This window comes from Deinococcus fonticola (assembly GCF_004634215.1).
In the GTDB taxonomy this organism is placed as follows: Bacteria; Deinococcota; Deinococci; order Deinococcales; family Deinococcaceae; genus Deinococcus; species Deinococcus fonticola.
Genome location: NZ_SMMH01000019.1, coordinates 16903 through 29810, shown reverse-complemented (window position 1 = coordinate 29810; position 12908 = coordinate 16903). Strand labels below are relative to the sequence as shown.

Annotated in this window: 12 protein-coding genes; 1 reads left to right on the top strand and 11 read right to left on the bottom strand. The window is 63.5% G+C overall.

The genetic code is table 11. The annotated features are described in order from the left end of the window. The first annotated feature begins 152 nt into the window (after positions 1-152). Positions 153-1028 (top strand): amino acid ABC transporter permease, encoded by an 876-nt coding sequence (locus E5Z01_RS12075; protein ID WP_135229590.1) that lies wholly within the window; start codon positions 153-155, stop codon positions 1026-1028. A gap of 88 nt (positions 1029-1116) precedes the next feature. Here the strand turns inward: E5Z01_RS12075 and argC are convergent, their stop codons facing one another. The 11 genes from argC to pilM form a co-directional block, all read right to left on the bottom strand. Next, positions 1117-2166 (bottom strand): N-acetyl-gamma-glutamyl-phosphate reductase, encoded by a 1050-nt coding sequence (gene argC, locus E5Z01_RS12070; protein WP_135229589.1) that lies wholly within the window; start codon positions 2164-2166, stop codon positions 1117-1119. Between the two features lie 211 nt (positions 2167-2377). After that, positions 2378-3034 (bottom strand): outer membrane lipoprotein carrier protein LolA, encoded by a 657-nt coding sequence (locus E5Z01_RS12065; protein ID WP_233554679.1) that lies wholly within the window; start codon positions 3032-3034, stop codon positions 2378-2380. A gap of 309 nt (positions 3035-3343) precedes the next feature. Continuing rightward, complete coding sequence (aroQ, locus tag E5Z01_RS12060) at positions 3344-3772, bottom strand: type II 3-dehydroquinate dehydratase (RefSeq protein ID WP_135229588.1); 429 nt, start codon at positions 3770-3772, stop codon at positions 3344-3346. Positions 3773-3799: 27 nt separating this feature from the next. Next, positions 3800-4798, bottom strand: coding sequence for a 3-dehydroquinate synthase (gene aroB, locus E5Z01_RS12055; protein ID WP_240738350.1), 999 nt, complete (start codon positions 4796-4798; stop codon positions 3800-3802). Between the two features lie 76 nt (positions 4799-4874). Further along, the gene (locus E5Z01_RS12050; protein WP_119766626.1) at positions 4875-5471 is read right to left on the bottom strand and encodes a shikimate kinase; all 597 of its coding nucleotides are present in this window, start codon (positions 5469-5471) and stop codon (positions 4875-4877) included. 123 nt (positions 5472-5594) lie between these two features. Continuing rightward, on the bottom strand, positions 5595-6743 hold the full coding sequence (aroC, locus tag E5Z01_RS12045; RefSeq protein ID WP_135229587.1) for a chorismate synthase: 1149 nt from the start codon (positions 6741-6743) through the stop codon (positions 5595-5597). Positions 6744-6871: 128 nt separating this feature from the next. After that, positions 6872-9037 (bottom strand): secretin N-terminal domain-containing protein, encoded by a 2166-nt coding sequence (locus E5Z01_RS12040; protein ID WP_135229586.1) that lies wholly within the window; start codon positions 9035-9037, stop codon positions 6872-6874. A gap of 3 nt (positions 9038-9040) precedes the next feature. Beyond that, positions 9041-10399: a hypothetical protein gene (locus E5Z01_RS12035; protein ID WP_135229585.1), complete on the bottom strand. Its 1359-nt coding sequence runs from the start codon at positions 10397-10399 to the stop codon at positions 9041-9043. Then, on the bottom strand, positions 10396-11034 hold the full coding sequence (gene pilO, locus E5Z01_RS12030; RefSeq protein WP_135229584.1) for a type 4a pilus biogenesis protein PilO: 639 nt from the start codon (positions 11032-11034) through the stop codon (positions 10396-10398). The genes E5Z01_RS12035 and pilO overlap by 4 nt, the downstream gene beginning before the upstream one ends. Further along, a complete protein-coding gene (locus E5Z01_RS12025; protein ID WP_135229583.1) occupies positions 11024-11734 on the bottom strand; it encodes a fimbrial assembly protein in 711 nt (236 codons plus the stop codon). The genes pilO and E5Z01_RS12025 overlap by 11 nt, the downstream gene beginning before the upstream one ends. After that, on the bottom strand, positions 11727-12905 hold the full coding sequence (gene pilM, locus E5Z01_RS12020; RefSeq protein ID WP_119765988.1) for a type IV pilus assembly protein PilM: 1179 nt from the start codon (positions 12903-12905) through the stop codon (positions 11727-11729). Before pilM ends, E5Z01_RS12025 begins: the two co-directional genes overlap by 8 nt. Between the last annotated feature and the right edge of the window lie 3 nt (positions 12906-12908).

The following is a 12908-nucleotide window of genomic DNA, read 5'->3' as shown; positions in this document are numbered from 1 at the left end:
GGGCACGGGAGAGTCGGCGCGGGTCTGGGCCAGCCCTCCTGCCTGTTCTTGCTCCACCTGTTTTCCGCAACCGTGAAATATGACATGATTCCCGCAATGTTCACACGCCTGTTGCTGTCAAGGCTGACCTTCCCGCCTGTGAGGGCGTCCCGATGACCACCCCCAGAAGCGTGCCTGCGCGTCAGGCGGCTCCGGGCAGCAACCTGCTGCTGTGGGTCATCGGGGCCATCGTTTCGTTTCTGGTGCTGTTCTGGCTGATTACGCTGGCGCTGCAACTGCCGGTCTGGCCCGAAGCGATTACCAAGAACGCCGCCCTGTTCGTGTCCGGCGCCAAAACGACGCTTTACCTGACGCTGGTGTCCGGGGTGCTGGGGCTGGTGCTGGGCGTGCTCCTGGGGCTGGGGAAAATGGCGAACACGTCCCTGTTCGTGAACACGCGCGGCAGTGTCGCCTACTGGATCGGCAGCCTCATTTCCGCCATCTGTACTTTCATCGTGTGGGTGGTGCGCGGCACGCCCCTTTTCGTGCAGCTGCTGTTCAGTTACTACGCCCTGCCTGAACTGTTTCCGCCTTTCGGAAAACTGCTGGAATGGGCGGACACCTGGCCTTTCCTGGAACTCGGCTCGGCGTTTGTCGCGGCCGTGTTCGCGCTCGCCCTCAACGTCGCCGCTTACAACGCTGAAGTGGTGCGCGGCGGGGTGCAGGGCGTGCCACGTGGACAGGTCGAGGCCGCCCGCTCGCTGGGCCTGGGCAGCCTGTCCACCATGACTACGGTGGTGCTCCCGCAGGCCCTGCGCCTCGCGCTGCCGGCGCTGGTGAACAACATCGTGGCGCTGCTGAAGGATTCCTCGCTGGCCGCCACCATCGCCGTGACGGAAATCCTGCGCATTGCCGATCAGGTGCGCAGCAGCACCTTCCAGCCCATTCCCGCGCTGCTGGTCGCTGCCGCCGTGTATCTCGCGCTGACCACCGTGCTGACCTTCTTCACGGACCAGATGGAACGCCGCCTGAAAATCGCCAGCCGCTGACCGCCCAGAAAAGACCACGCAGAAAAAATTGCACAGACAAGAGAGCAGCGAAGAGCGTGAAAGCCTCCGCTGCTCTCTTTGATTCCTGTTACGCCGGATGCAACCCGGCGAACTCCAGTCCGGTGGTCTCTTCCCAGCCGTTGGCGATGTTGAGGCTCTGGATGGCGTGGCCTGCCGTGCCTTTCACGAGGTTGTCGATGGCGCTCATCAGCACCACGCGGCCCGTGTCGGGGTCCATCTCAAAGCCGATGTCGCAGTAGTTCGTGCCGTCCAGCAGCATCGGATCCGGGTAACGGTGAATGCCCTTGGCGACCTTCACGATGCGAATAAACGGCTCAGCGCCGTACACCTCGCGGTAGGCGCTCCACACGTCGCGTTCGCTCCAGCCGTCCGGCACCCAGGCCTGCACAGTGGTCAGAATGCCGCGCACGCGGGGCGTGCTGATGGCGGTCAGGTGCAGCGGGAAATTGCCCGGCAGTTCCTGTTTCGCTTCCGCGCCGTGCCGATGACCTACGGGTTTATACACGCGCAGGCTCCCCGCCCGCTCCGGGTGATGCGACGAATCGCTGGCACTGGCACCTGCCGCACTGGAACCCACCAGACCCGTGGCGATGATGTCCTTTGGGGCCAGCGCGCCCAGCTTCAGCACCGGGTACAGCGCCAGAATCACGCTGGTGGCGAAGCAGCCCGCGCAGGCAATCCGGGTCGCGCCTTTCAGGTCTTCACGGTGCAGTTCCGGGTTGCCGTACACCCAGTCCTTCAGTTTCTCCGGCGTGGGGTGATCCTCGCCGTACACGGCCTTGTAAACCTCCGGGTCTTTCAGGCGGAAGTCCGCACTCAGGTCGACCAGCGTTTTGCCTTTCGGCTCGAACTCTGCAAGGCGCCTGGCGGCGCTGCCATGCGGCAGGGCCAGCACCACGATGTCTGCCTCGTCCAGGTCGGCGGCCTTCCTGAACTTCAGGTTCGTGCGCCCACGCAAATTCGGGTGAACCATGCCTACGGGCGTATTCGCACTGCGCTCACTGGTCACCTGCGTCACTTCCAGGTTCGGGTGATTCAGCGCCAGGCGTAAAAACTCCCCGCCCGCGTAGCCACTCCCTCCCACGATCGCCACCGTCTTCTTCTCAGATCCACTCACGCCCCGCAGTTTACGAAATGACCATAAAGAAAACGTGCCACCACCCAGGAACTGTCCAGAAGACCTGAGAAACATGGCAAGTGAAAGGTCGGGGGTGGGTGATCCGGTGTAGATCGGAGCTGATAGGAAAAGAAGGGTGGGTTGACCTGCTGCTCATGGCACAAAAAAAGCCCCCATCTTCGCGGGAGCTTCTTTGAACTTCGCTTTTGCTTTACTGCTTGATGATCTGGGCGTCTTTCGGGAGGGATTTCAGGGCGGTGGCGGTCAGGCCGCTGTTCACCTTGTAGTTGCTGATGGTCATGTCGGCCACCAGTTTGCCGTTCTTGTCGAAGGCCTGAATCTTGTTCGGACGCCAGCCCGCTTCGCTGATCCAGACGCGCGATTTCTCGGCGCTGCCACTCTTGGGCGTGGCTTCCAGCTGGAACACGCGGCTGCCGGCGCTGCCCGTCGTGCCGATCAATTTCACGTTGTAACTTTTGAGCATGTCGGACGTGTTGCCGAGGTTGTTGAAGTCCAGCCCGGAAATACCCACGCTACTGGCGGCCTTGTTGAGGGGGGTCACGGTGATCTGGTTGGTCAGGAACATGTACTGGCGCACTTCCTTGCTGTCGGCCACCACGATATTGTCGGCCAGGGCGTCCGGCGCCATAAACTGAATGCGGGCCAGTTTCTGCGCCGGGATGCTTTTCACGGTCAGGTCGATCTTCTGCGACTGGGTCTCGAAGTTGGCCGTGCCACTGAGGCGGAAAGAAACGTCTTTGGCGGCTTTCTGGGTGGCGTCCACTTTGTTGATGATGTCCTGCGCCGTCTGGGCCGAAGCGGCACCCAGCGCGGTCAGCACAGTCAGGGTGATCAGGGTCTTTTTCACGTCTGTCAGTATCTCGCCTGAAAGCATGAGAACACCGGAGAGCGCCTGACGGAGCATTTACACCAACTCCTACCTCATCGTTTATAAAACGGTTCAATCCGAGCGGAGCGAGAAGGAGAAAAACGGTTCCGGACGTGGAGTGAACCAACCAGTGACGTTCAGGTGGGTGAACGAAACAAACGGAATTCGTTTTACACGCCGGGGGCCAACCAAAAGAGAGCTTTTGACCCATCTTCCGCGGCGCGTCTTTCAGCATCTCCCGCTGGTCGGGTTTCATCGCCCAAGTGGGCGATTCAACCGCCATCGGGCTCACTCCTGTTCGGTCAGGGCCTCCATCGCCAGGCGGTAGCCCAGAAAGCCCAGGCCGCTGATTTTCCCCCTACACACGGCCGCCGTCACGGAGTGGTGGCGAAATTCCTCGCGGGCATCCACGTTGGAAATATGCACCTCCACCACGGGCACGGCCTGGCCGGCAATGGCGTCCCGCAGCGCGTAACTGTAGTGCGTCAGGGCCCCCGGGTTGATCACGATGCCCGTGAACCCCTGCTCCTGCGCCTCCTGAATCCACTCCAGCAGTTGTCCCTCGAAGTTGCTCTGGCGGCAGGTCACGGCCTCGCCGAGCTCCGCGCCCCACGTCTCGCACTGGCGTTCCAGGTCTTCCAGCGTCTGCGTGCCGTACACACCAGGTTCACGCAGGCCAAGGCGGTTCAGGTTCGGGCCGTTCAGCACCAGCAGCATAGGAGCAGGATACCTGTTCAGCCCCTGTCAGCGAGTTTGAATCTGCCCCAGCCATTCCCCGAACGAACGGCGCAGCACATCCTCCGGCACCCTCGTCAGATAAGGCTGGGCGACATCGCGCAGCAGCACGAAGCGCACGCCGTCGCTGTCGGCCTTCTTGTCGCGGTTCATGTAAGCCGTCACCTCATCGAACTTCAGGGCAGGCAGGGACGTGGGCTGCTGCCAGTCGAGGAACTTCCGTGTGTGCCCGGTCAGGTCGGCGCCGCCCATCTCGCGGCTGAGGATGGCGGCGTAATGCATGCCGTACCCCACCGCCTCGCCGTGCGCTATGCCCTGATGCGTAACGCCCTCGAGGGCGTGCGCCAGTGTGTGACCGAAATTCAGGAACGCCCGTTCGCCCTGCTCGGTCAGGTCACGGGTCACGACGGCGGCCTTGACGGCAATGGCATCGGCCAGGGTGCTTTCCAGCAGGGCGCCGCCGGGCCTGAATTCCGGGTCGAGCACACGGGTCAGGAGTGTCGGATCGGCAATCAGGCCATGCTTGAAGGCTTCCGCCGCGCCCTCACGGAATACGGCGGGCGGCAGGCTGGTCAAGGTGTCGGTATCGCACCACACGGCTTGCGGCGGCCAGAAGGCGCCCACCAGATTTTTACCCTCGGGTAAATTCACGCCTGTTTTGCCCCCCACGGCAGCGTCCACCATGCCCAGCAGCGTGGTCGGCAGGGTGTAAAAAGCCACCCCGCGCAGGTAAGAGGCGGCCACGAACCCTGCTAGATCCGTCACGGCCCCGCCGCCCAGACCGATCACCGCGCCGTCACGCGGCAGGTTCACCTGCGCCAGTTGTGACAACACGTTCGCGTACACGTCCAGCGTTTTACAGGCGTCACGCGCGGGGACGCGCACCGTCACGACAGGTTGCAGGCCGGCCTCCACCTCTTTTACGTACTCGCCCGGCAGATCTTCAGCGTGGATCAGGGCCACCTGACGCTCTTTGACCCTGATCTGCGAGAGCAACCCGGCACCCACGTGAACAGTGTACGGGTGCGGCCCGCCGACCTCGACCGTCCGCCCCTCAGTCGGTGACCCCTCAATCCGTGACCCCTCAATCGGTGACACAGTCGCTCCACTCCGCTTCCGTGATCTCCGGCCAGGCCTGATGCACCTCGGCCCAGCGTTCCAGGCGCTCGAGAATCTCCTCGACGATCTCCTCGCTGGGTCGTCCGTCACTGTGAACGTGAATGGTGCCCTCGCGGTAAATGCTTTCGCGTTCGTCCATCAGGTTCTTGATTTTGCTGAGGGGATCTTCCGACTTCAGCAGCGGGCGGTCACTGTTTTTCGTGCGCTGGTATACGGTTTCCGGTGTGGCCCACAGCACCACCACCGGGCCGCGTTGCAGCAGGCGGCGGCGGTTCTCCTCGTGAATGAAGGTGCCGCCCCCCAGGCTGATCACGGCGTGTTCCAGCCGCGTGACACGCTGCACCACCTCGTGTTCGCAGGCGCGGAAGTAGCCTTCGCCTTCCTGCGCGAACACCTCGGGAATGCTTTTGCCCACCACGCGCGTGATGAGTTTGTCGGTATCCACGAAGTGAAGCGCCAGCGCCCGAGAGAGTTCCCAGCCCACGCGGCTTTTCCCGGTGCCCATGAACCCAGCCAGGGCCACCCAGGTGACGGGTCGCTCGATCAGGCCGGAATTTGACATGGGGGACAGTTTAAGACAATTGTCCGGGAGAGGCTGAACTTCAGCTTGATCCAGAGTGAGCAGATGCGTCTCCAGGCTGTTTCGAACGTTCTCATCCAGTGCTGGTTCCAGCATGTCGGCAGCTCAGTACTCCCGCGCGAACGTCCGGGCGGCGGCCACGCGCTCCTGTAATTCGGGCAGGGTATCCCCACCGAATTTTTCCAGCAGGGCTTCGGCCAGCACCCAGCCGATCACGCACTGCAGGATCACGCCCGCTGCCGGCACCGCGGTGGTGTCGCTGCGTTCCCGCGCCGCGTCCGAAGGCTCGTGCGTCACGACATTCACGGTGGGGAGGGGCTTCATCAGGGTGGCGATGGGTTTCATGGCGACCCGCACGATCAACTCCTCGCCGTTGGTCATGCCGGCTTCCAGGCCGCCCGCGCTGTTCGTGTCGCGCGCGTAGCTGCCCTCGCGGTAGTACACGGCGTCGTGCACGCCGCTGCCGGGTTTCATGGCGTTCTCGAAGGCCCGCCCGATCTCCACGCCTTTCATGGCCTGCACGCTGAGGCACGCCTGCGCAATCCGGCCATCCAGTTTCCGGTCGTAATGCACGAAACTTCCAAGACCGACCGGCAAGCCCCGGAAGCGCACCTCCAGAATGCCGCCCAGCGTGTCCCCGTCCTTCTTGGCCTGATCGATCCGCTCGCGCATCTGCCCGGCCGCGTCCGCGTCGGGTGTACGCAGGTCAGAGTCCTCGATGGCGTCCAGCGCGTCCCAGCTGAATGCCTGTCGCGTCTCGATACCAGCCAGACTCGACACGAAGTTTGCGCCCTGCACGCCCAGTTCGGACAACAACTTCAGCGCCACGCTGCCCACCGCCACCCTGGCGGCCGTTTCCCGCGCCGAGGCCCGTTCCAGCACATCGCGCAAATCCCGGTGGCGGTACTTGATGCCGCCGGTCAGGTCGGCGTGACCGGGCCGCGCATCGGTCAGGGCCTTCTTGCGCGGCTCCCCACCTGCTTCCGGCGACATGATCTCCGTCCAGTTGCGGTGATCCTTGTTGGCAATCACCAGCGTGACCGGCGCGCCCGTCGTGCGGCCCGAACGCACCCCACTCAGGATGTCGGCCTCGTCCGTCTCGATGACCATGCGCCGCCCACGCCCGTACCCGCCCTGACGCCGGCGCAGCCACGGATCGATGTCCCCCTTGCCCAGCGGCAACTGCGAAGGCAACCCCTCGATGATGGCCGTCAATTGCGGCCCGTGCGACTCCCCGGCAGTCAAGTACCTCATAAGACCGACTCTAGAGCCTGGCCGCCTGGAAAACGCGCCCCTGACCAAACAAAAGCCACACGGCCATCAAAAGTACAGCCAAAAAACAGCAGACGCCCCACCAGGGAGCGCCTGCCCGAACCCGAACCTTACTTGACGATGGTGCCGGTGATGATGACCAGCAGTTGCGAGAACTTGCTGTCCTTGGTGGTCGTTCCACCGATACCGAACTTCGACAGGTAGGGAATCCCGGTGCTGCCGTTCGCCGCGGTGTTGCCCATCAGGCCGGCCAGCAGCAGCGTTTCGCCGCTCTTGAAGGACACCAGGCTCTGCGCCTCGCTGTTCTGGAAGTTCAGGACGTAGGGGATGTTGTTGGCCGTAATGTTGGCCGGCGGTGTGTTCACCTTGCCGCGCACGCGCACGGTGATGGTGCCGTCTGGGGCCACCTGCGGGCTGAAGAAATCCAGAATCACGCCGTAATCGATGGTTTTCTGAATGCTGGGAATGTTGGCCGCCTGGCTGGGAATGTTGATTTCCAGCGAACCGCCCGACTTGACCGAGGCGGCGGCGGTGGACGACGCATTTTCCGTCTGGCTCGTGCCGCCCAGAGCACGCTGGCCGCTCTGCATGGTGACGTTGCCGTCGTACACCCGGCGCGCCAGGTTCTGGGTTTCCAGGGCCGTCAGGGTGGGGAAGATGTTGAAGCCCATCAGCGTCTTGGTGGGGTCGAAGGTGGCGGCCAGGCCGGTGCCCGACGAGGTGCCGATGCTGAAGCCGCCGAAGTTGAGGTTGGCGTTCAGGCCCAGGCTGCGGGTCGCCGAGTCGGTCAGTTCCTGAATGCGAACCTGCACGTTGATCTGCGGCACCACCTTGTCGAGTTGCGGAATAAGTTCCGCCACCTGATCCACCTGAAGCGGCGTGCCGCGCACGATGATGGTGTTGGTGCGCTTGTCGGCGATGATGTTCGGCATGTCGGGCGCCGTGGTTGGCGTGGTGCCGCTCAGGTCCGTGGTCTTCAGGCCCTGCGCGTCGGCGCTGGCCTGCTGGCTGGGGGGCACCAGGGCGCTGATGGGGTTGCCGTTCACGTCCAGCAGGGTGGTGCCGGTGCCGCGCTGGGCGGTACTCGTCACTTCCTTTTGCAGGGTGCCTTCCAGCGTGGCCTTGACTTCCTCGGCGCTGGCGTTCACCAGTTGAAACACGCGCTGCACGGTGGTGGGCGCGGTGGCTGGAGCAATATCAATCTGAGCTAACAGGCTTTGGGCCTCTTTAATGTCAGATTGGGTACCATTGAGAATGATATTTGCTGTTCCTGCCAGTGGTGTGAAACGAACTCTGGGAAACTGGCTTGATAGGACGGCAGTTAGATTATTGGCATTTGCTGCACCCGACTTGGCAGTATAAACAATTCTAACCGTTTGGATAAGTGATGGGTCATTTTCCTTAGTTGCAATCTCTGCTAGATCGAACTGATTTAGCAATCCATCAATGTAACTAAGACGTTTTTCTGGGCCTTCAAGGAAAATTTTGTTAGTTCCGCTAAAAGTAGTTACTTTGATATCGGGGGCGGTAGATTCAATGAATTTAACAACAGATGCCGTGTCTTTATTGGCAATATATGTTTTTGATCCAGATACAGTCCTTTCCTGAACATCAACATTTTGAATCGCATTTATAACATCAATGACTTCTTTATTCGTACCAATGACGACAATACTATTTGTCTTATCGTCCCCAACAATCTTCAGTGAGGGTGAATTAAATTTGTAACCGACAATCTGTTTATTAAAACCTACTACATTGCCTGAAGCATCCCGTTGTGGGTTGTCTTGAACTATTGGCTCACCGAATAGGCGACTAACTTGTTCCACGACAGTTTTAGCGTCGGCGTTCTTCAGATTCACGATGCGCTGAATGGGGGCATTGCCGACGCGCAGCACCGGCTGGCCGCCCACCTGAATGACCTCGTAGCTCAGGCCGTACACGTCCATCAGCAGGGGCCACACTTCGTTGAACGGTTTGTCCTTGAAGGAGTACACCACCGGGCGACCCGTCGGAGCAGGCGTGGCGGCGCCGGAAGTGGGTGTGGTGGCCGGCGTCTGTTGCAGGTCGACATCCGTGTCGAGGATCAGGCCGTAGCCGGCCGTCTTGGCGATGGCGGCCAGCAGGCTGGACAGCGGGCCGGTGTAGGTGCCGGTTTCCACCGTGATCTTGTCGGTACGCAGTTGCGCGTCGGTGGGGGCCGACGACTGGGCGAGGACGGGGAGGGCGGCCATGCCCAGCACGGCGGTCAGGAGAAGAACGTGTCGTTTATTCATGGCTCACCTTTTGTCCAGTTGCAGGGTCAGGGTGTCTTGTCCCAGGGTCAGGGTCGCGGAGCTGGCCGTGACTTCCTTGAGGATGATCTTGGTGTCCGGCAGGGGCTGGCCTGCCGTGGCGACGACAAAGCCCTGATCGGAGCGGAGAATGGCGGTGTTTACAGGGCCGAGCACGGCCGCGTCGAAGACCATCTGGTGCGTTTTGACGTAGTTTTCCAGTTCACTGCTGGTGCTGGCACTGACCTGGCCTGAATTAGTCGGCGTTGGGCTGGTGGCCGTGATGGCCTGCGGTTCGGCGGGCGCCACAGTTCCCTGGGCGGCGCTCGCGCTGGCGGTGGCCGGGGCAGGGCTGGGTGCGGGGTTCAGGGCGTCCGGTACCGTGACCGCCGGTTCACGCACGGCGGTAATGGGGGGCACCACTGGCTTATTCGCTGGTGTGGTGGCCGGCTGGGCCGGGCGGCCGCCCGGCGCGGCATTGCCCCGGCTGCCTGCGCCGCCAGATGGAACCGTGACCGTGCGGCTGGGCACGTTGCTGGCAGTGGTGGGGCGGGCATTGGTGGGGCGGGCATTGGCTGTGGTGGCCCTGGAGCTGCCAGCGCTGCGCGAGGGCAGGGTGGGGCTGGGGATGCTGGCCGGGGTGCCGGGCAGGGGCGTAATGGGAATGGCGCCGCTGCTGCGCCCGGAGCGGCCAGCCGTGCTTGGGGGCGTACCGGGGATCGGGGCGACCGCAATGGGCCCACGTGAAGATGGGCTGGCCAGAGCGGCGTTGATCTCCTCGGCAGAACTGCTGGGCCGCGTGATGGTCACGGCGGGCGAGGCCGCCTCGCCGCTGGAGCTGGGGGCCGTGGCCAGGGTGCCGCTGGCCTGCGAGCCACCCTCGGGGGCTTCGAGTTTGATGGGCTTGAAAGGATTGTTGCCGTTCAGGCTCAGCAGGGGCGTATCGGGGTTGATGCCGCTGGGGGCGGGGGTGGGCACCGTGGGGTCCGGCGTGCTGCCGTTCGGGTCGGTGACCGGGAAGGGCGGCGCGGCCACCACTTCGCCCGTTTCACCGTTCAGGGTGCCGGGGGCGACGGGAACCTCGCCGGACGGGGTGCCAGAGGGGGTGCCGGTCGCGCCTTGCGGCGCAGTGGTGGGCGTCCCGTTCGTGGCGGCATCTGTCCCGGCAGTGCTGGACGTGCCGGACGCGGCAGTATCGGTGCCGGACGCAGCGGGGTCAGTCGTGGCAACGGCTGGGGCGACACTGGTGTCCACGTCGGCTTGCCGGTTGTTCATGACCAGCCAGCCGCCCAGCAGGGCCAGCATCAGCAGGGCGATCAGGCCTATTTTCATCTCGCGCGACAGGGTAACGGGGGCGCGGCTCATGGGGTGCCTCCGCTGGCGGGGGCCGCTGGGGCCGCCGTTGTTCCGGCCGGCGCGGCGTTCGTGGGCAGGGCCGCCTGGGCAGGATCGAAGGTGTAGACGGTCAGCGCCAGCGTGCCCTGCAGGTTCGGGTTGAAGCTGTCGGCCTTGGGCAGTTGCAGGTCAAGGGTGTTCAAGGTCGTGAAGCGGTTCTGGGTTTCCATGCGGCGCATCAGTTGAAAGAGCTGCCCGAACTGGCCCTGCACGGCCATGTTGACGTTGATGGGCCGCACGCCTGCCGGCAGGTTGGGGGCCTGGCTGTTGGCGAATGTCAGGCTGGTCACTTCGGTTTTGCTGGCGCTGGCGTTGGCCCGCAACTGGTCGACCACCTGCCCGAACTGCTGGGTGGTGGGCAGCGCCCGCACGAACTCCGCCCGTTCCTGCTCCAGTTTGCCGACCTTGGCCGTCAGATCCGGAATGGCGGCGGCGGCGGCGCGGTACTGTTCGGCGGTGTTCTGTTTGGCCGCCAGGTCGTCGCGCATCATGGTCAGGGTCTCCTGCTTGGGCTTGTAGTAGTACAGGAAGAAAGCCAGCAGGGCCAGCAGGCACAGGGCGGCCACCAGCAGGAACTGTGTTTGAGGAGTGAGTTTAGTTGCCATTGGTTCCCCCTGCCGGCGCAGCGGGAGCTGCCGGTGCGGGCGCAGTAGCCGCCGTGCCTGGTGCGGCCCCTGGGGCGGCTGGCGTAGCAGTAGCTGCCGGGCTGTCACCGACGATGCCGACCCTGGCATTGAAGGTGTAGGCGCCGCTCTTGTCGTCGCGCTGCATGCCCTGGAAATTCACGCCGAATCCGGGGCTGTTCTCGAAGGTGTTCAGGAAGTTGATGACCGCCTGCTGGCTGCTGGCCGCGCCGCTCAGATCCAGTTCGCGGCGCACCGCCTTGCCGATGAAAATGCCGTTCCCCTGATCGGTGGTCAGTTCCTCGGGCTTCTTGTCGCGCATGGTCAGTTTGGTCAGGGCCACGCCGGAAGACGCCGGGATTTCGCGGCTGAAGACCGCCAGGTCGTTCGACCAGTAGGTTTTGGTGCCCTTGAGGGTCTGTGCGACGCTGGTGACTTTTTCCAGGTTCTGCTGCTGGGTGACCAGTTCGTCGTACTTCTGCTTCTGCGGCGTCAGGGCCGTGATGTCGCCCTGCACGCTGTCGATCTGGCCCTGAAGCTGGCGCACGTTCTGGCTGGTCAGGCCCCACATGACGCCCATGGCGGCCAGCGTCACGGCCACGGCGGCCACCGAGCCGTACTTCCAGGCGTCTGGAGCCGACTGCTTGCGGTATTGCTGCGGAAGAAGGTTGATTTCAACCACGGCCAGTCACCCCCCGGAGGGCCAGGCCCAGCGGCACGGTAAATTCGGGGGCGTTCGTTTGCAGGTAGCCGGTGTCCACATTGGCCTGGTCGGTCTGCACGGTCAGCCAGGGGCTGGCGACTTCCACCCGGAAGCCCAGCGCGTCGCTGATGGCCGAGGACAGGCCGCGCAGTTTCGCGCCGCCGCCTGCCAGGAAGGTACGGTCGACCACCACGTCGCCGCTTTGCACACGGTAGAACTCCAGGCTGCGGCGAATCTCGGTGATCAGGTCACCCAGCACCGGGCGCACCACCTCGAACACGCGCGCGGGGCTGTACTGTTCGCGGCTCATGTCGAAGTTCAGCAGGTCTTCCTCGTCCTCGGTGGGGGTGGTGGCGGTGGCGTAGCCCAGTTTCACGTCCTCGGCGGCCGTGAAGTCCAGGTCGAAGGACTTTTGCAGGGCGGTGGTGAAGTCGTCGGCACTGACGTTGATGTTGCGAGTCATGAGAATGCGGTCGCCGCGCACCAGGTTGATGACGCTGCTGCTCGCGCCGATCTCCATGACCAGCGCGACCTCGCCGGACTCGGTGTAGTTGCTGCCGGTCAGGGTGCTTTTGGTGAGGTGCTCGCCCAGCAGGTTGCCGCGCAGGGCGCGCAGCGCCGCGAAGCTCTTGAGGTCGATGACGGTGGGTTCCAGGCCGGCCAGGCGCAGCACCTCGACCTGCCGCGCCACGTGCTCGGTGGGCGCGGCGGCGATCACGGCTTCCATCTGGCCGTTCTCGGGAATCTCTTCCGGGTCGTCGAGCAGGTCGAAATCCAGGCTGACTTCATCGATGGGGTAGGGGATGTAGCGCTCGGCTTCCCACTTGATGGCTTCCTGTAAGTCCTTGCGGTCCATGCGCGGCACCATGATGTTGCGCGTGACCGCCGACTGGTTGGGCACGGCGGTCACGGCGTACTTGGTGGTGATGTGGTGCTCGGCCAGGAGACTGCGCAGTTCGCTGGCCACAGCCTGCGGCTCGACGACCAGGCCGTCGCGCATGCTGCCGATGGGCGTGGGCACCATCACGGCGTGTTGTAAGGATGGCGGCGAACCGGCGCGTAGGGCCACGACCTTGATGGCACTGGTGCCAATTTCGACGCCGATGGCCGCCGGGCGCGGGTTCAGTAGACGGTTGATAAAGCTCGACATTCT